This is a genomic window from Nocardia flavorosea, from assembly GCF_015477805.1.
Taxonomy (GTDB): Bacteria; Actinomycetota; Actinomycetes; order Mycobacteriales; family Mycobacteriaceae; genus Nocardia; species Nocardia flavorosea_A.
The window spans coordinates 1,972,083-1,995,960 of record NZ_JADLQL010000001.1 but is presented as its reverse complement, the minus strand read 5'-3'; the positions used below and the strand labels follow the sequence as shown (position 1 = coordinate 1,995,960).

Here is a 23,878-nt window from a genome sequence, read left to right as displayed (position 1 = left end):
CGGCCGGGCGCCGGGCCGGAATCAGTAAGGTGATCGGGTGGCTGAGCGCATACCCGTGGTGATCGTGGCCGGATTCCTGGGCGCCGGGAAGACCACCCTGCTCAACGGTCTGCTGTACAACAACCGGGGTACCCGGATCGGTGTGGTGGTCAACGATTTCGGCGCCGTCAATATCGACGCGATGCTGGTGGCCGGGCAGGTCGACGCCATGGTGTCGGTGGGCAGCGGCTGCGTCTGCTGCGCCGTGGACGTCGCCGAACTCGACGAACTCTTCACCCGGTTGACCGATCCGCGGGCGGGGATCGACGTGATCGTGGTGGAGGCCAGCGGATTGGCCGAACCGCGCAATCTGGTGCGGATGGTGGTGGGCAGCGAGAACCCCCGTATTCGTTACGGCGGCCTGCTCGAAGTGGTCGACGCCGCCGAATTCGCGACCACCCGCGACCGGCATCCGGAACTGGCGAATCATCTGCGCCTGGCGGATCTGGTGGTACTCAACAAGGTGGACCGGCTCGCCGCCGGCGACACAGCGCGGTTGCGGTCGGAGATCGCGACGATCACCGGCGGCGCACCAGTATACGCCACCACCCGCGGCCGTATCGACCCCGGTCTGCTGTTCGACCCCCGCGCCCGCGATACACCCCGGATAGGTGAACAACTGAGCCTGGACGAACTCCTGCACGACCACGACGCGCACCCCGCGGGCGACGAACACCGCCATCTGCACGACGACTACACCAGCACGGTGTTCACCACCGCCACCGGATTGCACCCACGCCGGCTCATCGAGTTCCTGGAGAACCCGCCACCGGGTCTGTTCCGCGCCAAAGGGCTCGTGACATTCGCGGTGCCGGAGGCCGAGCGGTACGTGGTGCATCTGGTGGGCCGGGCGATCACGGTGGAACCGGCCCGCCGCTCCCGCTCCGGCGATACCGAACTGGTGCTGATCGGCACCGGCCTGGACACCGGCGCGGCACTCGAGCGGTTACGCGCAACCGTGCACACCGGCCCGGAACCGCTCGACGAGCAGGAGATGCTCGGTATCTGGCGGTACGTTCCCGCGGAGAGCACGGCCTGAACCGCGATCACCCGCAGGCGTTCACCCATTCGGACATACCGTCGGCGAACATCTGCCGCTTCCAGATCGGCACCTCGTGTTTGATCCGGTCCACCAGCGCCGAGCAGGCCGCGAACGCTTCGGCGCGATGCGGTGCCGCCACGGCCGTGACGATCGCCAGATCGCCCACCGCCAGATTCCCGACCCGATGCACGGCCGCCACCGGCAGGCCGGTGGATTGCGCTATCGTGGCACAGCATTCACGCAGGAACCGGTCCGCCTGCGGATGCGCCGAATACTCCAGCGCCGAAACCGGCTGGCCGCCGTCGTGATCGCGGACCAGCCCGGTGAACACGACGACCGCGCCGAAACTCGGCCCGCGGACCGCGGCATCCACCACAGCCGGATCCAATGGCCGGTCGCTGATTTCGGCAAGCCGGACTCCGTCGGAACGTTGTACAGATTCTTCAGGCATGAGCGCTCTCGTTTCCCCTCTCGGCCCGCGGTGCCCCCTGGCCGCCCTCGTGTGCCCCGCCACCCGCCACCTGCGCGAGCAGATGCTCCAGCAACGGTTCGAGCACCGCGATACCGTCTTTCACCCCGCCCGGTGAGCCGGGCAGGTTCACCACCACCGATCGTCCGGCCAGCCCCGCGACGCCCCGGCTCAACGCTGCGAGCGGGAACTTCGCGGTACCGCGCTGCCGGATGGCCTCGGCCACCCCGGGCAGTTCCCGATCCAGCACGGCGAGAGTTGCTTCCGGAGTCCGGTCGGACGGCGACGCACCGGTCCCGCCGGTGGTCACCACCAGGTCCGGCGCGGTCCGTAGCGCCTCGGCCAGCCCCTCGACGATATCTGCGTCCGCGTACACCAACGGACCTCGCGTCGAGTATCCGAGTGCCCGCAACCACGCCACCAGATGCGGTCCAGTGGTATCGGTCCGCGTTCCGGCCGCGGACCCGGTGGACGCAACCACCACCACCGCGGTGCCGCTCGGTTCAGCGCCGGACGGATCGACGCGGGCGTGTTCGGGATCATGCTTCCGGTCGCTGGTACCCGTCCCCGGGGTCGGGATATCGCCGCCGTGCGGGTGTGCGTGCGGGTCCCGGCCCGCGCTGCCCGCGGGGGAGGGCGGGGCGGTGTCGCCGGCGTGGGCGCCGGCCTCGGGCGCGCGATCCGCGGCGGTGTCCGGGCGGGTCCAGTGCCCGCGTTTACCGCCCTCCTTGGTGAGGAGCCGCACGCCGTTGAGGACTGCCGCCGGATCCACCGCCTTCACCATGTCGTGCAGAGTGAGCCCCGCGACCGCGACCGCTGTCAGCGCCTCCATCTCCACCCCGGTCGGGCCGGTGGTCTTCGCCGATGCCTCGATCGTGATCGCGGAGCCGGTGAAACCGAAGTCCACTTTCACCGAGGACAGCGCGAGCTGATGGCACAGCGGAATCAGTTCGGAGGTCTTCTTCGCCGCCGCGATACCGGCCAGCCGGGCGGTGGCCAGCACATCGGCCTTCGGCATATCGTCGGCACGTACCAGCGCGACCACCTCGGCAGTGGTGTGCAGTTCCCCGCCGGCCACGGCGATCCGGGCGGTGTCGGCCTTGGCGCTCACATCCACCATCCGGGCCCGGCCCGCGGAATCCACATGCGACAATTCGCTCATAACGTCCACACTCGCACAGTCGCCCCGGCCGGAAGTTCGGTAACCGCCGCCGGGATATCGATCAGCACATCGGCTGCCGCCATACTCGCCACCAGATGCGATCCGGGCCCGGAAACCACTTCCACCGCGCGTGGCCGCGAACCCTTCCACACCAGTTTGCCGCGCAGGAACTGCCGCCGCCCCTCGGGCGAGCGGCGGACCGCGCCGAGCAGCGGAAGCTCGTATTCCGGCACCGGCCCCAGCCCCGTCAGCCGGCGCAGGATCGGGCGGGCGAGTACCTCGAACGACACCACCGCGCTGACCGGGTTCCCCGGGAAACTGAGCACCGGCACACCATCCACCACGGTCAGCCCTTGGGGGCCGCCCGGTTGCATGGCGACCGGACCGAATTCGCCGCCCAGCGGGATCAATACCTCCCGCACCACTTCGAAATCGCCCTTGGAGACTCCGCCGGTGGTTATCACCAGATCGGCCGACGCGGTGGCGGTGCGGAGCAGTTGCCGGAACTGTCCGGGGTCGTCACCGCTGTGCTGGATCGCCACCACCTCGACACCGTTGGCGGTGAGCGCCGCGGCCAGCGCGATACCGTTCGAGTTGTAGATCTGTCCCGGCCGCAACGGGTTGCCCGGTGCCGCCAGTTCGTCGCCGGTGCTGATGACGACGGCCCGTACGGGCGCGAAAACCGGTAACCGGGCGAGTCCCGCCGCGGCGCATGCCGCGATATGCCGGGGCGCCAGGTGCGTACCGGCGGTCACCAGTTCGGCGCCCGCGCGCACATCGCTGCCCGGTTCCCGGACGAATTCGCCTGCCGCCCGGCCGCGTTCGATGCGGACGGTATCGGTTCCGGCGGTCGTATCTTCCACCGGGACCACACAGTCCGCGCCCGGCGGCAGCGGCGCTCCGGTCATCACTTTGCGTGCCGTGCCGGGGGCGAGCGGCTGCAATCCGGGGTCGCCCGCGGCCACCACACCGGTCAGCGGCAGGTCGGCGGGTGTGCCGGCCACATCTTGTGCCCGCACCGCGTAGCCGTCCATCGCCGAGTTCCGGAACACCGGCAGATCGATCGGTGCGTGCACATCCTCGGCCAGTTGCCGGCCGAGCGCTTCGGCGACCGGCACGGTGTCGACGGGCCGGGCGGCGAGTGGGCGCAACAGCTGTTCGATGGTGTCGCGGTGGTCGTCCGCCGACCGGACCGGAGGACTGGCGGGCCGAGAGATCATGCGCTTCAGACTAATGGCGGCGGCGGGACCGGCGTCGCCGTATCGCCTGCTGTCCGGTGCCGCGCGCCACGCCCGCATGGCAGGTGGGCCGGGCAAAATGCAGCGATCCGGCGCAGGAGGAGTGCGGATGGCGATCCGGCGTCCATAATGGTGGGGTGACGCTGGTCGATATGGGGATACCCACCGTGCGGTCCGGGCGCCCCTCGCTGGACGGGCGTCCGGATACCCCGCTGCTGGTGGACCGCTTCGGCCGCACCGCGCGCGACCTGCGGGTTTCCATTACCGAGAAATGTTCGCTGCGCTGCACCTACTGCATGCCCGAAGAAGGTCTGCCCGCGATACCGCAGGAAGAACTGCTCACCGCGGGCGAGATCGTCCGGCTGGTCACCCTCGCGGTACGTGAGCTGGGGATTCGCGAGGTCCGCTTCACCGGCGGCGAACCGCTGATGCGGCGCGATCTGGAAGAAATCGTGGCCGGTTGCCATTCCGCCACCCCGGAGATCCCCCTGGCGATGACCTCCAACGGCATCGGTTTGCGCCATCGCGCGGCCCGGCTGGCCGCCGCCGGCCTGAGCCGGGTCAACATCTCCCTGGATACCGTCGACCGGGCCGGATTCGCCCGGCTCACCCGTCGCGACCGCCTGGAATCGGCGCTGTCCGGTATCCGGGCCGCGAGCGCGGCCGGATTGGCGCCGGTGAAGGTGAACGCGGTGCTCATGCGAGAAACCCTCGACGGTGCCCCCGACCTGCTGCGCTGGTGTCTCGACGAGGGTTGTGAACTGCGGTTCATCGAGGAGATGCCGTTGGATGCCGATCACGAATGGGCACGGGCCAATATGGTGACGGCCGCGGAACTGCTCGATGTGCTGGGCGCCCGCTACCGGCTCACGGCCGTGGGCCGGGAAGACCCGTCGGCCCCCGCCGAGACATGGCTGGTGGACGGCGGGCCCGCCACCGTCGGCATCATCGCCTCGGTCACCCGCAAGTTCTGCGATACCTGCGACCGCACCCGCCTCACCGCCGACGGTATGCTCCGATCCTGCCTGTTCAGTGATCAGGAGTTCGATCTGCGCGGTGTGCTGCGCGCGGGCGCGAGCGACGAGGAACTGGCGCAGCTGTGGCGCGGCGCGATGTGGCAGAAATGGGCGGGTCACGGTATCGACGCCGCGGACTTCGTCCCCCCGGAACGCACGATGGGAGCAATCGGTGGTTGAGGTCCGCTATTTCGCCGCCATCGCCGACGCGGTCGGCAAGGACGCCGAAACCCTGGACCTGCCGCCCGGCGCGACCGTGGCCGACCTGCGCACCCACCTGGCAGCCGCCTACGGCCCGGATCTCGACAAGATGCTGGCCGTCTGCGCCTACCTGGTGGGCGACGAACTCACCCGCGACACCACGGTCTCGCTCACCCCACGGGTCGACGTTCTCCCGCCCTTCGCCGGCGGCTAGCGTTGCGTTCGTTCGCAACGAACCGGCTGCCGATCACTCACGCCGGGCGCTGATATTGAACATCCAGCTGATCCCGAACCGGTCGACGACCGATCCGGCCTCGTCACCCCAGACTTGCTTCTCCAGCGGCAGCGTCACGGTGCCGCCCTCGGACAGCTTCTGGAAACACGTGCGCAATTCGGTGCCGTCGTCGCCGTCCAGAAAGAGCGCGACGTCGTTCCCCGGCCGATACGGCGGGTGGCCCGGCCGGTGGTGCGGGTAGTCGCAGGCCATCAGTGTGTAACCGGTAGGAGTGTCGAGGCGGGAATGCATGACCTTGTCGGCGTCGGGTGCATCCGGTGCGCCGAAGTCCGCGACGGTGCCGAGCTCGAGCTCACCGCCGAAGACGCGCTGGTAGAACTCCATCGCCTGCCGTGCATTGCCGTCGAAGGTGATGCACGGATTGAGCCGAGACCCCATTCGGGAATCCTCTCGTGTCGGTGACCGCTCGGACTGTCCGCCGGTCGTCGAACCATGTTCTCGGCGATTCACGACACCTCCTGTCGTGTTTCTCGACAGGAGTTCGCGCGCTGTTTCCCACCGCCGCACGGTCCGGGCCCACGGAATGCCGAACCCGAGCGACGCCGGGGCCGACACGCTGTCATCCCGCGCTCGCGGCCGAATCACGGGTGGCCTCGACACCCGGCCCGAAGTTGCCGAAACTGCACTCCGTCAGCGGGTGCCGGGTCAGCGCCACCAGTCGTCGAGCGGGGTGACCGGCACCGTCCGCTTGTGCCGGGTGTTGCGGAACAATGATTCGATCCGCTCGGCCACCTCGGCGGTGACATCTTTGCCTTCGAGATAGTCGTCGATTTCGCTGTAGCGCAGGCCGAGTGCTTCCTCGTCGGGCAGTGCCGGGCGGTCGTCTTCGAGGTCGGCGGTCGGCACCTTGGACCACAGTCGCTCGGGCGCGCCCAGTTCCTGTAGCAGGGCGGCGCCCTGGCGTTTGGTCAGGCCGGTCAACGGGGTCAGGTCCACCCCGCCGTCACCGAATTTCGTGAAGAATCCGGTGACCGCTTCGGCGGCGTGATCGGTGCCGATCACCAGGAGGTTTTCCTGGCCGGCGATGGCGTACTGGATCACCATGCGTTCTCGTGCCTTGATGTTGCCACGTACGAAATCGCGTAATTTGCCGACCTTCAGGGCCGAAGCCACTTCGGCCGCTACCGCGTTCGCGCCCGGCCGGACGTTGACCACCACGGATTCGTCGGGCGCGACGAAGGTCATGGCGGCCCGGGCATCGGCCTCGTCGGCCTGTACACCGTAGGGCAGGCGCACCGCGACAAATCGCGCTTCGGCATCTTCGGCGCGCAGTTCCTCGACGGCCAGCTGGCACAGCCGCCCGGCGAGTGAGCTGTCCTGACCACCGCTGATACCCAGTACGAAACCCTTTGCGGGGGTGGCGCACAGATACTCCTTCAGGAAATCGACGCGGCGCCGCACCTCGTCCTTGGGGTCGATACTCGGCTGTACACCCAGCTCGGCGATGATCTGATCACGCACGTTTCCCATGCCGGACCACTCTACTGCGCCGCCGGTCCGGCGACCCGGCGAACCAGGGCTTCCCAGTTGCCCGCGATCTGCTCGCGGGTGTAGCCGAGGGTGCGCAGCTGGTGCAGGACGAGTCCGGCTGCCAGTATGCCGAGCAGTGCATCGGCGAGCAGGCCGTTGTCGCCGGGTGTGTCCGCCTCGCGGAGCAGCATGGTCACATGGGTTTTCAGCACCCGGTAGGGCTGGCTCGAGTAATGCCGTTCCGGGGAGCCCAGTTCGGCGGCCCGATGGAGTTCGCCCTCTACCTCGATATCGAGCAGCCGGGCTCGTCCGAAGGCGATGAGGCGGTCCACGGGCGGGGCTCCGGGGCCCAGCGGCGGCGGGCCGAAGATGAACGCTTCCTGGGCCAGGGTTTCGGAATGGTCCAGGAGCGCGTACATGAGGCCGGTGCGGCTGCCGAAGCGGCGGAACACGGTACCTTTGCCGACGCCGGCGCGTTTGGCGAGGGCGTCCATGGTGAGTGCGTCCACACCGTGTGCGCGGACGAGTTCGCGGGCGGCGTCGAGCAGTCGCCGCCGGTTGCGGGCGGCATCGGCGCGTTCAGCGGGTTCGGCGGTGCCGGGTAGTGGCGGGCCCACTCGGTGGACCGGCCGGAAGGGGGCGAGGTCGAGTTCGTCTGCCGGATGCGGCCGAGGTGTCTCGTCCGGGCGCGGATCGTCCGCCGGGCCCGGGCAGGGTGTGTCGTAGTTCACGGCGGGTCGGGGGCCTCCGGGGAATGTAGCGGACCGTGGTCCGGTTGATCTGGGGCAGTGCGATCATCACACAACTAGTACCTCAGGAGTGAATATGAGCCGGACCCGTATCGTCGTCCTCTTCGGCAGCCTTCGCAGCGCTTCCTTCAGCAAACAGGTCGCCGAGGCCGCGGTGGGAACCGCGCCGGAGGGTGTCGATGTCTCCGTCTACGAGGGTATCGGCGATATTCCGTTCTACAACGAGGATATCGACGTGCCGGGTTCGGTCCCCGCTGCCGCGGCGGCGCTGCGCGACGCGGTGGACGCCGGCGACGGCCTGCTGTTGATCACCCCGGAATACAACGGGACGCTGCCCGCGGTTTTGAAGAACGCGATCGATTGGCTGTCGCGGCCCTTCGGCGCGGGTGCGATCAAGGACAAGCCGGTCGCGATCCTGAGCGGGTCCATCAGCCCGAACGCTGCCAAGTGGGCGCATGCCGACGCGGTCAAGTCGGTGGGTATCGCCGGCGGCAAGATCGTCGACGAAGCGCATCTGCACTTCGCCACCTGGGGTGATCGTTTCGGTGCGAACCATCCTCGCGAGGATGCCGAGACGCAGCGCGAGCTGGGCGAGGCGCTGCGCGCGCTGGTCGATGCGGCGAGCGGGAAACTCGTCGACGCCTGATCGTACGAGCGGTCCGGCCTCGGTGCGTGCGATCGTACTGGGCTGTCGCTCACGGCCCGGAAGCCGGTGTGCCCGGCTTCGCAGCAGGCCGCCCCGTCGCGGACGGGGCGGCCTGCTGCCGTGTTGAGGTTGCCGCAACTGTTCCGGGCGGGTCGCGAGGGTCTGCTGAGGTTCCGGCGACAGGTGTGACAGGCGGTGCTGTTGCGTTTGCTGAAAAGGAACTGGATCGCCCCGGTTGTGATCTGGACCACGGTGAACGCGGCGTGTCGCAACGCTGTCCTGCGGCTTACGGCCGTGAAATCACATGCTTGTGACTCGCAACATCTCGTGTCGTTTCGGAATGTCGGCCACTAGGTGTAGTGTCATCGGTACCCGAAGGCGGCAGCGTGAAGAACCTGCCGACGGCGGGCGGAACCGGCCCGGACATGGGGTTTCGAGGTCGGTCCTCGGAGTTTGCGCAGGATCATCCGATCGTGCCGGCACCGCGCCCCGCAGACGGAATCACCGGCTGTGGATCAGCCACGCGGAGGGCTCGATCCGGAGGCGGCGGTCCGTCACGACGAGACCGCGAGACACCGCACATTGGCACAGGAGAGAGGGACTCGAATGATCACCGTGTACACCAAGCCCGCTTGCGTCCAGTGCAATGCCACCTACAAGGCTCTCGACAAGGCCGGGGTGGAGTACGAGGTCATCGATATCTCCGAGAACGCCGATGCCCGCGACTACGTGATGGCGCTCGGCTACCTGCAGGCGCCCGTCGTCGTCTCCGGTGACGAGCACTGGTCCGGCTTCCGGCCCGACCGCATCAAGGCATTGGCGGCAGTCGCCGCCTGAGCGCAACCGCGCGCCCGTTCCGGCCGGGCGCAGGGGAGGTGAAATGTCCGAGACGCATACGCTGGTTTACTTCTCCAGCGCTTCGGAGAACACTCACCGATTCGTCGAGAAGCTGGATCTCCCGGCTCTCCGGATTCCCCTGCGCACCGCCGACGACACGCTGCGCGTCGACGAGCCCTACGTGCTGATCGTTCCCACCTATGGGGGCGGTCGGCACGTTCTGGGTTCGGCTCGCTCCGATAAGGAATTCGTACCGCGCCAGGTCGCCAAGTTCCTCAACGATCCGCACAACCGCGCCCTGTTGCGCGGGGTGATCGCCGCTGGGAACACGAACTTCGGCGACACCTTCTGCTTCGCAGGTGAGGTGATATCCCGCAAATGCGGGGTGCCCTACCTGTACCGCTTCGAACTCATGGGAACCGCTGAGGACGTGGCCCGCGTCCGAGAGGGATTGGGATTGTTTTGGCAGCAACAACGACAGCACCAGCAGGTATGACGGCCCGGCTCGAGCAGCCCCCGCAGCGGGCCGGCGAATCCGGTGAGGTCATGGACTACCACGCCCTCAACGCGATGTTGAACCTGTACGGGCCCAACGGTGAGATCCAGTTCGACAAGGATCGCGAAGCCGCCAACCAGTACTTCCTGCAGCACGTCAATCAGAACACCGTCTTCTTCCACAACCTCGACGAGAAGCTCGACTATCTCGTCGAGGAGAACTACTACGAGCCCGAGGTGCTCGAACAGTACAGCCGGGCGTTCGTGAAGAAGCTGTTCCAGCAGGCCTACGACAAGAAGTTCCGGTTCCCGACCTTCCTCGGCGCGTTCAAGTACTACACCTCCTACACGCTGAAAACCTTCGACGGGAAGCGCTACCTCGAACGCTTCGAGGACCGGGTGTGCATGGTCGCGCTCACGCTGGCCGCCGGTGACGAGGTGCTGGCGCAGCAGTTGGTCGAGGAGATCATCGACGGCCGCTTCCAGCCGGCCACTCCGACCTTTCTCAACTCGGGCAAGAAGCAGCGCGGCGAGCCGGTGTCGTGCTTCCTGCTGCGGATCGAAGACAATATGGAGTCGATCGGGCGCTCCATCAACTCGGCGCTGCAGCTGTCCAAGCGTGGCGGGGGAGTTGCGTTGCTGCTCAGCAATATTCGTGAGCACGGCGCGCCGATCAAGAAGATCGAGAACCAGTCCTCGGGTGTCATCCCGATCATGAAGCTGCTCGAGGATTCGTTCTCCTACGCCAACCAGCTCGGGGCGCGCCAAGGTGCGGGTGCGGTGTACCTGCACGCTCACCACCCCGATATCTACCGGTTCCTCGACACCAAACGGGAGAACGCGGACGAGAAGATCCGTATCAAAACCCTCTCCCTCGGTGTGGTGATCCCCGATATCACCTTCGAGCTGGCGAAGAAGAACGAGGACATGTACCTGTTCTCGCCCTATGACGTGGAGCGGATCTACGGTAAGCCGTTCGCCGATATCGACGTCACCGAGAAGTACTACGAGATGGTCGACGACAAGCGGATCCGCAAGTCGAAGATCAAGGCGCGCGAGTTCTTCCAGACCATCGCCGAGCTGCAGTTCGAATCCGGCTACCCCTACATCATGTTCGAGGACACGGTGAACCGGGCCAACCCGATCGCCGGCAAGATCACCCATTCGAATCTGTGCTCGGAAATCCTGCAGGTCTCCACTCCGTCGGTGTACAACGACGACCTCACCTACGCGAAGGTGGGCAAGGACATCTCCTGCAACTTGGGGTCGTTGAACATCGCCAAGACGATGGACTCCCCGGATTTCGCGCAGACCATCGAGACCGCGATCCGGGCGCTCACCGCGGTCTCCGACCAGACCCATATCTACTCGGTGCCCTCCATCGAACAGGGCAACAACTCCTCGCACGCCATCGGCCTGGGGCAGATGAACCTGCACGGGTTCCTGGCGCGGGAACGGATCCACTACGGTTCCGAAGAGGGGCTGGATTTCACCAACATCTACTTCTACACCGTCGTCTACCACGCGATCCGGGCCTCGAATCTGCTTGCGCAGGAACGCGGTACCTACTTCGGTGGGTTCCCGGAGTCGAAGTACGCCAGTGGTGAGTACTTCGACAAGTACACCGATCAGGTGTGGGAGCCGAAAACCGGCCGGGTTGCCCAGCTGTTCGCCGAAGCCGGGATCCATATCCCCACCCAGGACGACTGGCGGCAGCTGAAGACTGCGGTCATGGAACACGGCCTCTACAACCAGAACCTGCAGGCCGTTCCGCCGACCGGTTCGATCTCCTATATCAACCACTCCACCAGTTCCATTCACCCGGTGGCGTCGAAGATCGAGATCCGCAAGGAAGGCAAGATCGGCCGCGTCTACTACCCGGCCCCGTACATGACCGACGACAACCTGGACTACTACCAGGACGCGTACGAGATCGGCTACGAGAAGATCATCGATACCTATGCGGCGGCCACCCAGCATGTGGATCAGGGCCTGTCGCTGACGCTGTTCTTCAAGGACACCGCCACCACCCGCGACCTGAACCGGGCCCAGATCTACGCCTGGCGCAAGGGCATCAAAACCCTCTACTACATCCGCCTCCGGCAGATGGCGCTGGAGGGTACCGAGGTCGAGGGCTGCGTGAGCTGCATGCTCTGATCCGCCCGCGAAATACAGTGGCGCGTAACAGCACCGGAAGCTGTTGCGCGCCACTGCTGTTCGTGGCTCAGTCGCCCAGCCATCGCGTCGCGTCGAGCCGGAACGCATTCGGTGCGGCGACGGTGCGCAGACCGTCCTCCATCGCACGTAGCTGTTGCTCGCCCAGTGTCTGTGCCCACTGCGTACGCAGCCGGTCGAAGATCGCGGCCGAGAGAGCGAGCATGTCGTCTCCGTGTGTGGTGCGGCGAACGAGGCGGCGGCGCGCGTCGGCAGGGTCGGCGGCGCGTTCTGCGTAGCCGAGGGCAATGAGGCGATCGACGGTCTTGCCCGCGGCCTGTTTGGAGACGCCGAGCCGGCGGCCGATATCGCTGGCGGTCGCTCCGTCGGGGCCGATCGCTTGCATAGCGAAACCGTGGGCGGGGCGCGCCTGCGGGTGGCCCCGGCGTGCGAGTTCGTCGTGTACTTCGTCGATGAGGGTGCGGAAGCCCGCTAGGAGCAGCAGCGGGAGTTCGTAGCCCGCCCGGGGGTGGTTCCTGTTTTCCCTGGTCATCCCACTGCCTTGGCATTATGGACAACCTGGTTTACCATCGTTTCGTCAACCATGTTGTCCATAATAGGAGGCCGAGATGTTCGCCCCGCATACACTCGAAACCGCCCCGGAGGGATCGCGCGCAACGATGGCGGCCATGGCCGACGCCGGGGTGGTGCCCGAAGCTGTCGCCCAGTTGGCCGCCTCACCGGAGCTGCTGACCGGATTCCTGGATATGTCCGCCCGGTTCGATCAGTGCACGCTGGACCCGATCGCGCGGGAAGTGGTCATCATGACAGTGGCGGTCCACAACGACTGCCATATCTGCATCGCCATGCATACCGGGAAGCTGCGCAAACTCGGCGCCGCGCCGGAACTGGCCGCAGCTCTGCGCGAGAAACGCGCACTCGACGACGAGCGCCTCGATGCGGTCCGGGTCTTCACCCTCGAAGTCATGGCCACCGCCGGGGCTGTGGACACCCGGTCGGTCGATGCCTTCGCGGCGCAGGGCTACACCGAGCGCAATGCGCTCGAAGTCGTCTTGGGTGTCGGGACCTATACCATCTCGACATTCGCAAATCGGCTGGTCAGGGCTGCGTAAGACGGCGGCTCGCCGGGGTCGGTATGGACAGTGCCGGAAGCACTTCCCGTTCCAGGAGTTCGATCCCGCTGGTGTCGTAGGCCGCTTCCGGGAAGTTGAAGATGGCGTATCCCAGCCCGCGATCGCGCACGGCGGACAATTTCGCCACGATCTGTTCCGGGGTGCCGACGGCCGCGCCGGTGGCCAGGTTGTCGAGATAGGCGCGGGCCTTCTCTTCGCCCAGGGCCGGGATCAGCCGCGCGACATTCTCGGCTTTGCGCTGCTCCACTTCGGCTTCGGTCGCGCCGATGACGACGTTGAAGTTGGCGCTGCGCACAATGGCGTCGAAATCGGTGCCGACATCGGCGCAGTGGTCGCGCAGGATCTCCGATTTGCGGGCGAACTCGTCGGGGTTGCCGGCGAAGTTCGTGTAGTTCGCGTACTTCGCGGCGATACGCAGTGTTTTCTTCTCACCGCCGCCGGCGATCCACAGCGGGATCCCGCCTTCCTGTACCGGCAGCGGCCGGACGATCGCACCGTTCACCTGGTAGTACTTGCCGTCCAGGGTGGCGGTGCCCGAACTCCAGGCCTGCCGGAAGATCTGCACGCCCTCGTCGAGGCGGCCGAGCCGTTCCCCGGCGGTGGGGAAGCCGTACCCGTAGGCGCGCCATTCGTGCTCGTACCAGCCGCCGCCGATCCCCATCTCGGTACGGCCGCCCGAGATCAGATCGACGGTCGCCGCGACCTTCGCCAGGTAGGCCGGATTGCGGTAACTCATCGCCGTACACATCTGCCCGAGCCGCACCCGTGAGGTGGTCGCGGCGAACGCCGACATCAGGCTCCACGCCTCATGAGTGGCTTCCTCGGTGGGCTCGGGGACGGTGTGGAAGTGGTCGTACACCCACAGCGATTCCCACACCGGATTCGCATCGGCGCGCGCCGCGAGAGCCCGCATCACCTCCCACTGCGCGGCGGGTTCGATACCCACCAGATCCAGCCGCCAGCCCTGGGGGATGAAGATTCCGAAGCGCACAGCACCCTCCTCCGTTTCCGGCCCCCGCGGGCCGCATGAGAAACACCTCGGTCTCCACTCTGTCGGCCGAACGGCATTCGGGCAATCCGTCGTCGCCGACGCGCGGGAGCGGGCATCGTGGGTAAGAAAGCCCGGCCCGGTATCCGGTGCCCCGCAGCCTCCGCGGTGTCGATGGGCTGCGGCGGTATCCAGTGATGAACTGGCCGATGCGCTTGTCGCCGGCATTGTTCAGCGCGCTGTGGCCGAACTCCTTCGGGTGCGCCGAGCGTATTCGACCCGGTAGCGGTCGAGGTCTGCGGGAACCATGCCGGCTGTGGTTCCCGGCCTGCCTTGACTGCGACGTAGCGTCACACCGCACGCTTGGCGACATGAGGATCAGTGAAATCGCCGCGGCTGCCGGAACGACTCCGCGCGCCGTCCGCCACTATCACCGGTTGGGCCTGCTCCCGGAGCCTGTCCGCCCCGACAACGGCTACCGCGACTACGGTATGGCGGAACTGACCCGGCTCATGCGCATCCGCTGGCTCGCCGGCAACGGTCTGCCGCTCGGCGCGGTGGCCGCCGTCTTCGCCAACGAGCACGGCGCCTCGGATACCGAGGACCTGCGGGCCGATCTCGCCGCGCTGCACGAGGAGATCACCCAGCGCATCACCCAGCTCACTCGCAAACAGGAAGGCGTGGCCCGCATGCTGGCCGCCGTCGATGCCGGCCGCCGCCTGACCGCACTCCCGGACGAGGTCGCCGACGCCTTCGACCGGGCCCGCGAGCACGCCGACGAGGCGGAGCGCGCCGCGCTCGACCAGGAACGCGACATGCTGGAAATGTTCTCCCTCTCCGGTGACACACCCGCCGAAATGTTCACCTGGTTCACTCGCGCCCTCGACGACCCGGCCGCCCGCACCGACTACCGCCGGCTCCTGCGCGGCTGGGAACGATTGCACGGCCGCCCGGTGGCACAGTCCGCCGAGTTGATCGAGCAGTTGGCGCAGGATATCGCCGGACAGTTGCGGCGGCTCGATTTCGCCGGCGTGGCCGCCGCGACAGCGAATATCCCGCACGACGGACTGTCGCTGTCGGAGGACACCCTCGTGCCCGACCCCGCACAACGCCAGGCGGTCCGCCGCGCGATGCAACTGCTGACAGACACCAGCGGGGAACCGTCGTGACCGGACTGCTCCGCAATCGAGCCCGCCTGTACCGCGGCCTGTGGCTGTGGCTGCGCCGCACCACCGATCGCGACAGTCGCGAGCAGCAGCCGCTCACCGCCACCCGCGGCGTACTCGCCTTGCCGTCGGCCTTCCTCGCGGCGACTCTGATCGAAGTAGGCGTGTTGCATCTGCTGATCCCCTGGGCGTGGCTCGCTGTCACGCTGGCCGCGCTGTCGGTGTGGTCGCTGGTGCCGTTGTTCGCTGTGGTCGTCGCCGATATCGCCTATCCGCACTATGTGACCGGACAGGAGGTAGTGCTGCGCCGATCCGGCCGCGTGGTCGCCCGGATACCACGCGAGCGCGTCGCGGCGGTCGCCGAATGCCGCCGCTACAACCACACCGCGGCCGCGTTCGAGGGCGGCAGACTGTTCCTCGCGGGCCCCGACGGCACCAACGCCGACCTGACCCTGCGCGACCCCGTCGCCGTGCACATCGACTCGCTGCTACCCAGCGGCCGCATCATGGCCGAGACGACCCGGATCAGCCTCTTCCTCGACGACCCCGCCACGCTGCGCACCGCGCTGAACGCACCGACCCCCGCGCCGAGCTCCCGGCCGACCGTGCCGAGCACCGCGCCGGCCGCGGATGCTCGGCCGAGCCGGGAGAAAAGCCAGAAGAGCCGCACGCCGCCTACGGCTGCGCCCCGGCAAAGAACTGGCCGGGTGGCGTCCGGCAGCGCACACTGAAGTGCAAATGAATACACGAAAACCGAGGCTCGGAGTCGATTTCGGCCGAGTGATCCAGGGGGCGGCTCTTCCGGACGGCGGTGCCGATACGACTTTCCTGGCGGGTGGTGATGCCGAAGCGATGCAAACCCCGCCCACCGACGGCGCTTTCGAGGCGCTGGCCCGATTGGTGGCATCTTTCGGCGGGCGGGCCTGGGTGATCTCCAAATGCGGGCCCCGTGTCCAGCAGCGCACCAGGCAATGGCTCGACCACCACGATTTCTACCGGCACACCGGTGTGCCCCGGGAGAATGTGCGCTTCTGTCGTGAACGCGCGGACAAAGCGGGGCACTGCGCTGAACTGGGTATCACCCATATGATCGACGACCGTCTCGAAGTGCAGGAGGCGTTGCGCGGCCTGGTGCCACATCTGTTCCTGTTCGGGATCCAGTCCGGGCCGGTGCCGCAGTGGGTCCACCACACCCCGTCGTGGCCGGAAGCCGAGGCTGCGGTCGTTGCCACCTTGCCGCCGGTGACCCGGCAGACACGCCCGAGTGTGTGAAACGCCGTGTGACGAACGTTGCGATGCGAGCTTTCCGGCCCGGGGATGTATCCTGCACAAGGATGCGTTCGCATTCATAGACTATTGATCCGGATGAGCGGCGTGTAACTGCGCGCCAGCGCCCGAGAAGGAGGTGGTATCGCAATGCATAGCGAACCTCCTAGTCGAAGGCCGCGCGGCGCCGTCCGTCCGCGTTTCCGCTAGCGATATCTGTCTGCGGAGCGGTCCGGCTCGGCGCCACGCGGTGTGACTTCTTTCGAATCACTCGCAAATCAACGCTGTGCCGAGGACTTCTCATGTCGCAGATCGAACTCATCGAAGCGCCGACGACGCTGTCGGAATCCCTCCAGAACGTGGTCGAAAGCCATCGCGTCGACGCCGCGCTGCACTGGCTGGACAATCATCCGCCGCACGTCATCGCCGACGAGCTCGCGCGCATGGACGCGGTCGAGGCCGGTGTGGCATTCCGCCTGCTGGACAAGGATCTGGCGCTGGCGGTGTTCGAAGAACTCGAACCCGTAGATCAGCAGCAGATCCTGCAGGGTCTACGCGATCAGAGCTTCCGTGAACTCGTCGAGGGGATGGCCCCCGACGATCGCGCCCGCATGCTCCGCGAAGCCCCCGCCAAGGTGGCGAAGAAGGTGCTGGCCGGGCTGAGCCCCCGCGACCGGCGCATGACCGCCGCGCTGCTGGGCTACCCGGAGGGGTCGGTCGGCCGGTACATGTCCCCCGAGGTGGTGGCGATCCCGGGTACCCTCTCCGTCGCCGATGCGCTGCGGATCGTACGGGTCAAAGGCGGCAACGCCGAAACCGTGTACACCCTGCCGGTGGTCGATGCCGGGCGCCGCCTGCAAGGCATCGTGGAACTGCGGGAACTGGTGCTCACCGGCCCGGACACGATGGTCGCGGACCTGGTGGTCACCGAACCCGCGTTCGTCCGCGCCACCGATTCGGCGGAGAAGGCCGCGCGCCTGATGCGCGAAACCAACGACATCAACCTGCCGGTCGTCGACAGCGAGGATCGCCTGGTGGGGCTGCTCACCATCGACGACGCCGTCGAGGTCATCGAAGCGGCCGACAGCGAGGACGTCGCCAAACAGGCGGGTTCGGCGCCCTGGGAGGGCCATTACATGGCGGCGGGCGTTTTCCAGCTCGCCCGTTATCGCGCGTTGTGGCTGATGCTGCTGCTGGTGGCCGCGACCCTCACCGTGAGCGTCACCGGTTTCTTCGAGGCCACCCTCGAACAGGCAGCCCAGCTGGCGTTGTTCATTCCGCTGCTGATCGGCGCGGGCGGTAACGCGGGCGCCCAGGCCGCCACCGCCTGCGTGCGCGCGGTCGCGGTGGGGGAGGTCCGCGGTGGTGACCTGTTCAAGGTGATCTGGCGCGAATGCCGGGTGGGCCTGGTACTGGGCGGGATGCTGTCCGTCGTCGGCCTGGTGATCGGGGGCCTGTTCGTGGGCCCGAAGGTCGCGGTGGTCGTCGGAGTCACGCTGATCCTGATCTGCGCCTGGGCCGCCACCATCGGCGGCACCATGCCGCTGCTGGCCAAGCGGTTGCGGATCGACCCGGCGGTCGTATCGGCGCCGATGGTTACCACTCTCGTGGACGCGACCGGGCTGATCATCTACTTCACCACGGCGAAACTGGTCCTGGGAATCTGAGCGTGTACCCGCGCGTGCCTATGCATTACGTAGGGTTTCAACCTACGTAATGCATAGTCACTGATTCGAGCCTATCTACAGAAGCGGCTCTGTCTACCGCAATACCCGGCGCTATACCGCAGTATCCGGCGCGATTACCGCCGACGCCGCACGGCCCGGCCCTATTCGCTCTGCCCGACCAGCGCCCAGGCATCTCGGACGACCGCCAGCGCCGCGCCGGCGGTGACAGTGAGGCGGGTTTGCCCAGCAAGTTGTAACTCCAGTCGTCTTCGATGCGGCGAATACGGCGCATAATCACCGCAGGTGCCGGCCCGAAGTGTTCGGCCCGTCTCGGGCCGTCGGTTCGCGACTTGCGCCTCACGCGACGTCAGGGTTTACCGTCGGCCCGGTGACCATCACTGTTCTCGACTCCTACTCGGCAATGAAGAAGGTCCTGCAAGCACCGGTAGCCGACCGCGAAGACCTGCTGCGGGCGATGCTCGAACCGACGACCGGGATGTACCGGTACTTCCCGGGAGAGGTCGATCTGGTGGCGTTCCACCGGCAGTCGGCCGGATTCCCGCTCGACCGCGACGAGCAGCGTTGCCTCGACGCCCTCGAAACGCTCGCGGCGGCCGACGCCTGGCAGCGTATGCAGCGCGCGGTCGACGAGGCGGCGGCGGTACTGCTCGCCGCGACACCCGGATTCCAGGCCCCGGACATCACCGTGCTTCTGGTCCTCGGCGACCCGGGCGACACCAATTTCATGGTCCCGAGCCTCGGCGTCACCGGCTTCGGCGGAATCTCCGGTTACATCACCATCACATTGTGGCCCTACCCGGAGAACCTGGAACGGCTGGAATGCACCGCGGTGCACGAACTCCACCACAACCTGCGCTACAGCCCAGGCGGTGTGGTGTGGGATCCGATGGCGGTCACCGTCGGCGAGCATGTGGTGGGCGAGGGCCTGGCCGACGCTTTCGCTCGCGAACTCTATGGTGACGAACTCGGCTACGCCCGTCTCGGGGTGCCCACCTTGCACGACGACGAGGCGTTCGCGAAAGTCATTTCGGGACTGGGTGTCACCGGTATGCAGAACTTCACGGCGTGGGTGCACGGCGACACCATCGCCGAACATCTGGGCGTGACCCCGGTCGGAGTGCCGACGGGAGCGGGCTACTCGGCCGGCAACAGGTTGGCCGATGCCTATCTCGCGGAAACCGGTAAGACCGCGGCGCAGGCCCTGCACGCCGACAGTGCCGAAATCATCGCCACGGCGTTGCCGCGGGCCGGCCGGCCCCGGTAGCGGGTCGCTCAGGTGCGTTACGCACTTCGGGGTGCCTACTTACTTCTGGTAACCCTGTTGCCCGACACTCGTGGCCAGGGCCGCCGAGCCCTGGAGAACGAGACCGCGAGGATGGGGTCGACGCGTGCCTGTCACACCGGCAACACTGCCCGGAGGTACCTGGACATCGGAAGATTTCACCGTCACCAGGCTCGGGTACGGGGCGATGCAACTGGCCGGTCCCGGCGTGATGGGGCCACCGGCAGACCGGGACGGAGCGCTGGCGGTTCTGCGCGAGGTGGTCGATCTCGGCATCACCCATATCGACACCAGCGCCGCCTACGGGCCCGTCGTCACCAATCAGCTGATTCGCGAAGCCCTGCACCCATACCCGGAGGGCTTGCATATCGTGACGAAGGTCGGCGCGAACAGGGATGAGCAGGGCGGCTGGCCGCCGGCACGGCAACCCGACGAGCTGCGCCGCCAGGTCGGGGAAAACTTGGAGACCCTCGGGCTCGACGTGCTGGACCTGGTGAATCTCCGCCTCGGCGATGCCGCAGGACCGCAATCGGGTTCGATCGCCGAATCGTTCGAGACGCTGGCCGATCTTCAGCAGCAGGCAGTGATCCGGCACCTCGGCCTGAGCAACGCGACCGCCGAGCAGGTGGCCGAGGCGCAGCAGATCACTCCGATCGTCTGTGTGCAGAACATGTACAACCTCGCGCACCGGCACGACGACGACCTGATCGATCGTCTCGCCCGCGAGAACATCGCGTACGTGCCGTTCTTCCCGCTCGGCGGTTTCAGCTCTCTGCAATCCTCGACGCTTTCCGCCGTCGCAGCCCGCCTGAATACGACGCCGATGGCGGTCGCATTGGCCTGGCTGCTGCAGCGGTCGCCGGATATCCTGCTAATCCCCGGCACTTCGTCGGTGGCTCACCTCCGGGAGAACCTCGCCGGCGCGGCAATCACGCTCACCGCCGACGACCTCGCTGCCCTGAACAGGATCGCGGAGTAGTCCGTCGGCTTCGGTCGGTTACCTCACCGTCCTGCGGGGTTATCGCGATCCATGCTGTTCGGTGCGTGTCTCGTCGATCGGATACCAGATCTTCGCGAATCCCTCAGCGCGTTTGTTCTGTTGCGTGGCGTCGTTAGCGTCGGTAATGTCTGCCGAGCCGGCAATCAGGGGGCACGCCAGACCTCCTGCAAGACGGACGATCGGTGTCATCAACTGATCGGGCCGGGCGCGCGTCTGATGGTGTGTGGCCTTCATGAAGGGGGGAAAATGAGTTCGCCGCTCCAGGTGGATATCGATCTGCTCGACAAGGCGGCCCAGTCGGTACGCGGGGCCGAGCAGGTACTCACGGACGCGATGGCATCGATGGGCGAAGACGGGCATGGTGATATCGGCACGCCCGAGCTCAACGACGCCGCAGACAGTTTTCGGACACGATGGAAGTTCGGCATCGAACGGATCGGCGACGCGGCCACGGTCACAGCCGATGGCATAACGGCCTGTGCGAATGCCTACCGGCAGCTCGATGACGTGGTGGCCTTGGCGCTCGCGGAGACCGGGAATACCACTGCAAGTCAACCGACTGTATAGGTTACGTTTCTGTGGCCGAAAACCCCTATCCCAACCTGGGTTTCAACCCGGTCCCGGTCTTCCCGCCGACGTTGATCAGCTGCGCACACGGATCGATGCGGCGGCCGCGGCGATTCGAGATACGAATGCGGTCCTGACCAGGCTTCGCAATAGTAACGATGAGGTCTGGAAAGGCGAAGCGGGCAATGCTTTCCGGGCGAGTTTCGATGCGACGCTCGCCCAAGATCTCGGCCATGCCCAGTCGTCGCTGGAAGAGGCTGTCGGTCTCCTCGACGAGTGGCACCGGAACCTCGTCACCTTCCAGGACGCCGCCCGGCTTCTGGAAATCGAAGCCGCCAACGCGGTCGGCCAGCAGACCCAGGCCACCACAGCCCTACGCCAGGCGCAAGCCAACCCGGACCTGCAACTCGCCGACAAGACCTTCGACGACCCGTCTGCTCTGGCGAGCGCGCAGGCGCGTCTCGACGCTGCAGCCACGGCCGTCCGGACCGCGACCGATACTCTCAACCATTGGAACAATGAGCTCACCACCATCCGGCAACGGGCAGCCACGCTGCAGGGCGATCACAACACCCTGGCCAAGCGAATCGCCACAGATCTCGACGCTGCTGCAGCGAATCATGCCCCGAGTGAACCCGATAAGAGCATTTGGGATCAGTTGGTTGATGCTATCGAAGGGATCGGCGATTGGATCAGCGAACACCGGCAGGAGATCCACGATGTCCTGGCAGGAGTTTCCGCGGTCACAGGTCTCCTGGCGCTGGTGACGCCGCCACCGGCGGATGTGGTGTTCGGAATCATCGCGTTGACGGCCGGTGCGGGGGCTCTGGCTACGGACTTCCTCGACCCCGAAGTACGGCAGGCGATCGGTGACTTCACCGGTGATGCGCTCGACGGCAACTGGAATGGAGAGGCATTGAAGAAGGTCGGCCTCACTGTCGGACTCGACACACTGAGCGTAATTCCTGGTGTGACCGGTGCTGTCAAAGGAGTCCAAGCTCTCAACGCGGCCGGCGACCTCGGCGCAGTTTCAAAGGCCTTCGCAGAAGGAGCGGCGGCCCCGGGACTCATGTCCAAAGGACTGAACTCGATCCCTGTACCCGATTCGGCGACAGTATGGCTCACCGAGTTCGGCGAACTGGGCCAGCGTGGAGGCGATGCCCTGGCCGGGATCGAACTCGTATCCAGGAGCGCCAAAGCCGGACTCGGGATGACATCGATCGGGGAAGTGATCGGAAATTACCTCGAATGACGAATATTTCGATCGAACTTTCGATTCCCGAGGGCTACATGGAGATGCCACTGACCGATATCCCTGAGCGGCTGCGTCTGGCCGAGAGCATAATTCGGGATCTGCCGGCGCCGCAGGCGAAGACGATGGGAGCGGTTGTGCTACCGGCGGCAGGGGCCCTTCTCACCGGGCTGGCCGTCAGGGACACCAGATACTGCGGAATAGGCCGCCACCTGTCTACCGGCGGAGCGACCGTCACCTCGGTACTCGCGGTATGTGTAACCGACGGCGAGAAGGGAAACCCTCGCCTCACTCTCGCCCATCTGATCGAGTCGAGATCCGCTGCCGGTGAAAAAGGCGATTCCTGGCTCGGAAGTGTGGACGGTAGGCCGATGCTGGTCACCGAGCGTGTGGCGGAGTTGCCGGATCCCGCGATCGCAGGGGCGCCTCCGTCCGATGGGCGGGCCGAGGTTTATCAACTGGAAGCGCTGGTGCCATCCGATAAGGGCGAGGCCCTCGCCGCAGTACAACTATCGACGAGTTTCGTCGCCGAAGGACCACAGTTCCGACGGATGGTCATCGATGCGGCTCGTTCGGTTTCCTTCCGCCCCGGCACCGTCAACGGTGCCATGAATTCCTCTCTCAGGCTATGAACGTTTCAGCTGATACGCCGACCTCGGCGCCGGCGATTTCGTATCCCGATACATCGGCCGCCGTGGGCAGCAATGGTTTCGGTCGACTGGTCCTGCTGTGGTTCGGGCTGATCGGGGGAGTGCTCGCCGTCCCCGGCGTAGTTCTGTGCATCGAGCTCGGCGATTCCGAGTATCCGGCCCTGGCGCGTCGCATGGCCGGGTACGGGATGGTGCTGTGCATCCTGCTGTTCTTTCTCGGGCCGCTGACGTCGTTCTACATGTGGCGTAAACGCCGGATCCAGCGCATTCTGCGAACCCATCCATGGGTCGTATTGCGAGTCGATTACCAGTGCGATCCCACCGAGACGATCGTATTGCGCGACGCCCAGAACACGCGGATCTCCCGGCTCACCATCAGCAGCTCGGGTCGGCAGCGCCGCGCGGTCGTGGACGAGAAGTCCACTCATGTGTGGTTCGCCGGCGATCCGCTGCGTCGCGGTGTGATCGCTCGCCCCGGTGGCGCGTATCCGCTCTATGTATTCGGTTCGCCCATAAAGCGAACCGGCATCGTGCCGAAACCGAGGAAACCCGAACTTCCGGTGACTCTGCCCCCGAGCCTCCGACCGGGACGGGCCGGACGATCGGCCGCGTTCTGCCTGGATGTACTGATCCATTTCGGGTGCGGAATCGCTGCTGCCCTTGCGGTGACCAAGCCGGCATCGGCACATGCGCTGATCGCCCTCGACTTCGATTTCGGGCGCGCGGTGCTTCCGCTCCTCGGGGCCTGGGCCGGTGCCTCGTTCATCGACCGGGTGCTGCTCCAATCCGTGGCCCGAACCACGCTCGGTAAGGCGGTATTCGGTCTCTATGTGCTCGACCCCGAGACGCTGAGGTTTCCGACGTTCGGGAGGTTGACAGGGGCATGGTTCGTCGGGCTCTACCTGTCCATCGCATTACCGCTGTGCGTGGTGACATTCTCGGATGTTCCCGGACCGGACGAGCCGAAGAGGTACCTGCTCCCGGCTATTCGGCGTGACGATCTCGATGAGGTGGGTTCCGCGGCATCGGCCGCAGCGATCGACACCTGAGCT

At 66.4% G+C, this 23,878-nt stretch carries 26 protein-coding genes; 18 read left to right on the top strand and 8 right to left on the bottom strand.

The window, feature by feature from the left end; all coding sequences use genetic code 11:
• The first annotated feature begins 37 nt into the window (after nucleotides 1-37).
• Nucleotides 38-1,078: a CobW family GTP-binding protein gene (locus IU448_RS09000; RefSeq protein WP_195054927.1), complete on the top strand. Its 1,041-nt coding sequence runs from the start codon at nucleotides 38-40 to the stop codon at nucleotides 1,076-1,078.
• 7 nt (nucleotides 1,079-1,085) lie between these two features.
• Here IU448_RS09000 and IU448_RS08995 read toward each other — a convergent pair whose 3' ends face one another.
• Genes IU448_RS08995 through glp form a run of 3 tightly spaced genes read right to left on the bottom strand, consistent with a single transcriptional unit; the run spans nucleotide 1,086 to nucleotide 3,932 of the window.
• Nucleotides 1,086-1,532, bottom strand: a complete 447-nt coding sequence (locus IU448_RS08995; RefSeq protein WP_195054926.1) for a molybdenum cofactor biosynthesis protein MoaE — start codon at nucleotides 1,530-1,532, stop codon at nucleotides 1,086-1,088.
• Nucleotides 1,525-2,712 carry a bifunctional molybdenum cofactor biosynthesis protein MoaC/MoaB gene (gene moaCB / locus IU448_RS08990; protein ID WP_195054925.1) on the bottom strand — a complete coding sequence of 396 codons (1,188 nt, stop codon included), beginning with the start codon at nucleotides 2,710-2,712 and terminating at the stop codon, nucleotides 1,525-1,527. The genes IU448_RS08995 and moaCB overlap by 8 nt, the downstream gene beginning before the upstream one ends.
• Nucleotides 2,709-3,932, bottom strand: coding sequence for a gephyrin-like molybdotransferase Glp (glp, locus tag IU448_RS08985; RefSeq protein ID WP_195054924.1), 1,224 nt, complete (start codon nucleotides 3,930-3,932; stop codon nucleotides 2,709-2,711). The genes moaCB and glp overlap by 4 nt, the downstream gene beginning before the upstream one ends.
• A 155-nt stretch (nucleotides 3,933-4,087) precedes the next feature.
• Here glp and moaA point away from each other — a divergent pair, with 155 nt between their 5' ends.
• On the top strand, nucleotides 4,088-5,146 hold the full coding sequence (gene moaA / locus IU448_RS08980) for a GTP 3',8-cyclase MoaA (RefSeq protein ID WP_195054923.1): 1,059 nt from the start codon (nucleotides 4,088-4,090) through the stop codon (nucleotides 5,144-5,146).
• Nucleotides 5,139-5,381, top strand: coding sequence for a MoaD/ThiS family protein (locus IU448_RS08975; RefSeq protein WP_195054922.1), 243 nt, complete (start codon nucleotides 5,139-5,141; stop codon nucleotides 5,379-5,381). The genes moaA and IU448_RS08975 overlap by 8 nt, the downstream gene beginning before the upstream one ends.
• Nucleotides 5,382-5,414: 33 nt before the next feature.
• Here the strand turns inward: IU448_RS08975 and IU448_RS08970 are convergent, their stop codons facing one another.
• From IU448_RS08970 to IU448_RS08960, 3 genes are all read right to left on the bottom strand, one after another.
• Nucleotides 5,415-5,840, bottom strand: coding sequence for a VOC family protein (locus IU448_RS08970; protein WP_195054921.1), 426 nt, complete (start codon nucleotides 5,838-5,840; stop codon nucleotides 5,415-5,417).
• Nucleotides 5,841-6,107: 267 nt separating this feature from the next.
• A complete protein-coding gene (nadE, locus tag IU448_RS08965; RefSeq protein ID WP_195054920.1) occupies nucleotides 6,108-6,932 on the bottom strand; it encodes an ammonia-dependent NAD(+) synthetase in 825 nt (274 codons plus the stop codon).
• An 11-nt stretch (nucleotides 6,933-6,943) separates the two neighbouring features.
• Nucleotides 6,944-7,549, bottom strand: a complete 606-nt coding sequence (locus IU448_RS08960) for a TetR/AcrR family transcriptional regulator (protein WP_195055140.1) — start codon at nucleotides 7,547-7,549, stop codon at nucleotides 6,944-6,946.
• A gap of 208 nt (nucleotides 7,550-7,757) precedes the next feature.
• Here IU448_RS08960 and IU448_RS08955 point away from each other — a divergent pair, with 208 nt between their 5' ends.
• From IU448_RS08955 to nrdE, 4 genes are all read left to right on the top strand, one after another.
• Nucleotides 7,758-8,327, top strand: coding sequence for an NAD(P)H-dependent oxidoreductase (locus tag IU448_RS08955; RefSeq protein WP_195054919.1), 570 nt, complete (start codon nucleotides 7,758-7,760; stop codon nucleotides 8,325-8,327).
• 606 nt (nucleotides 8,328-8,933) lie between these two features.
• Entirely contained in the window at nucleotides 8,934-9,164 is a 231-nt protein-coding gene (locus IU448_RS08950) for a redoxin NrdH (RefSeq protein WP_195054918.1), read from the top strand.
• A gap of 43 nt (nucleotides 9,165-9,207) precedes the next feature.
• Nucleotides 9,208-9,660, top strand: coding sequence for a class Ib ribonucleoside-diphosphate reductase assembly flavoprotein NrdI (gene nrdI / locus IU448_RS08945; RefSeq protein ID WP_195054917.1), 453 nt, complete (start codon nucleotides 9,208-9,210; stop codon nucleotides 9,658-9,660).
• Entirely contained in the window at nucleotides 9,657-11,816 is a 2,160-nt protein-coding gene (gene nrdE / locus IU448_RS08940) for a class 1b ribonucleoside-diphosphate reductase subunit alpha (protein ID WP_195054916.1), read from the top strand. The genes nrdI and nrdE overlap by 4 nt, the downstream gene beginning before the upstream one ends.
• A gap of 67 nt (nucleotides 11,817-11,883) precedes the next feature.
• Here the strand turns inward: nrdE and IU448_RS08935 are convergent, their stop codons facing one another.
• Nucleotides 11,884-12,366, bottom strand: a complete 483-nt coding sequence (locus tag IU448_RS08935; RefSeq protein WP_195054915.1) for a MarR family winged helix-turn-helix transcriptional regulator — start codon at nucleotides 12,364-12,366, stop codon at nucleotides 11,884-11,886.
• Nucleotides 12,367-12,442: 76 nt separating this feature from the next.
• On the opposite strand from IU448_RS08935, the gene IU448_RS08930 reads away from it, so the two are divergent.
• Nucleotides 12,443-12,946 carry a carboxymuconolactone decarboxylase family protein gene (locus IU448_RS08930; protein WP_195054914.1) on the top strand — a complete coding sequence of 168 codons (504 nt, stop codon included), beginning with the start codon at nucleotides 12,443-12,445 and terminating at the stop codon, nucleotides 12,944-12,946.
• Here the strand turns inward: IU448_RS08930 and IU448_RS08925 are convergent.
• The gene (locus IU448_RS08925) at nucleotides 12,933-13,958 is read right to left on the bottom strand and encodes an LLM class F420-dependent oxidoreductase (protein ID WP_195054913.1); all 1,026 of its coding nucleotides are present in this window, start codon (nucleotides 13,956-13,958) and stop codon (nucleotides 12,933-12,935) included. The two genes, IU448_RS08930 and IU448_RS08925, sit on opposite strands and share 14 nt — an antisense overlap.
• Before the next feature lie 368 nt (nucleotides 13,959-14,326).
• On the opposite strand from IU448_RS08925, the gene IU448_RS08920 reads away from it, so the two are divergent.
• From IU448_RS08920 to IU448_RS08875, 10 genes are all read left to right on the top strand, one after another.
• The gene (locus IU448_RS08920; protein ID WP_195054912.1) at nucleotides 14,327-15,124 is read left to right on the top strand and encodes a MerR family transcriptional regulator; all 798 of its coding nucleotides are present in this window, start codon (nucleotides 14,327-14,329) and stop codon (nucleotides 15,122-15,124) included.
• Entirely contained in the window at nucleotides 15,121-15,852 is a 732-nt protein-coding gene (locus tag IU448_RS08915) for a hypothetical protein (RefSeq protein WP_195054911.1), read from the top strand. The genes IU448_RS08920 and IU448_RS08915 overlap by 4 nt, the downstream gene beginning before the upstream one ends.
• A 7-nt stretch (nucleotides 15,853-15,859) precedes the next feature.
• Complete coding sequence (locus IU448_RS08910) at nucleotides 15,860-16,393, top strand: hypothetical protein (protein WP_195054910.1); 534 nt, start codon at nucleotides 15,860-15,862, stop codon at nucleotides 16,391-16,393.
• A 296-nt stretch (nucleotides 16,394-16,689) separates the two neighbouring features.
• Nucleotides 16,690-18,054, top strand: coding sequence for a magnesium transporter (mgtE, locus tag IU448_RS08905; RefSeq protein WP_195054909.1), 1,365 nt, complete (start codon nucleotides 16,690-16,692; stop codon nucleotides 18,052-18,054).
• Nucleotides 18,055-18,442: 388 nt separating this feature from the next.
• Nucleotides 18,443-19,339 (top strand): DUF2268 domain-containing protein, encoded by an 897-nt coding sequence (locus IU448_RS08900; protein ID WP_195054908.1) that lies wholly within the window; start codon nucleotides 18,443-18,445, stop codon nucleotides 19,337-19,339.
• A 124-nt stretch (nucleotides 19,340-19,463) separates the two neighbouring features.
• Nucleotides 19,464-20,336, top strand: a complete 873-nt coding sequence (locus IU448_RS08895) for an aldo/keto reductase family oxidoreductase (protein WP_195054907.1) — start codon at nucleotides 19,464-19,466, stop codon at nucleotides 20,334-20,336.
• A gap of 51 nt (nucleotides 20,337-20,387) precedes the next feature.
• The gene (locus IU448_RS08890; protein WP_195054906.1) at nucleotides 20,388-20,924 is read left to right on the top strand and encodes a hypothetical protein; all 537 of its coding nucleotides are present in this window, start codon (nucleotides 20,388-20,390) and stop codon (nucleotides 20,922-20,924) included.
• Nucleotides 20,860-22,176 (top strand): hypothetical protein, encoded by a 1,317-nt coding sequence (locus IU448_RS08885; RefSeq protein WP_195054905.1) that lies wholly within the window; start codon nucleotides 20,860-20,862, stop codon nucleotides 22,174-22,176. Before IU448_RS08890 ends, IU448_RS08885 begins: the two co-directional genes overlap by 65 nt.
• Complete coding sequence (locus IU448_RS08880) at nucleotides 22,173-22,808, top strand: hypothetical protein (RefSeq protein ID WP_195054904.1); 636 nt, start codon at nucleotides 22,173-22,175, stop codon at nucleotides 22,806-22,808. The genes IU448_RS08885 and IU448_RS08880 overlap by 4 nt, the downstream gene beginning before the upstream one ends.
• Nucleotides 22,805-23,875, top strand: coding sequence for a hypothetical protein (locus IU448_RS08875; protein WP_195054903.1), 1,071 nt, complete (start codon nucleotides 22,805-22,807; stop codon nucleotides 23,873-23,875). Before IU448_RS08880 ends, IU448_RS08875 begins: the two co-directional genes overlap by 4 nt.
• Nucleotides 23,876-23,878 lie beyond the last annotated feature (3 nt).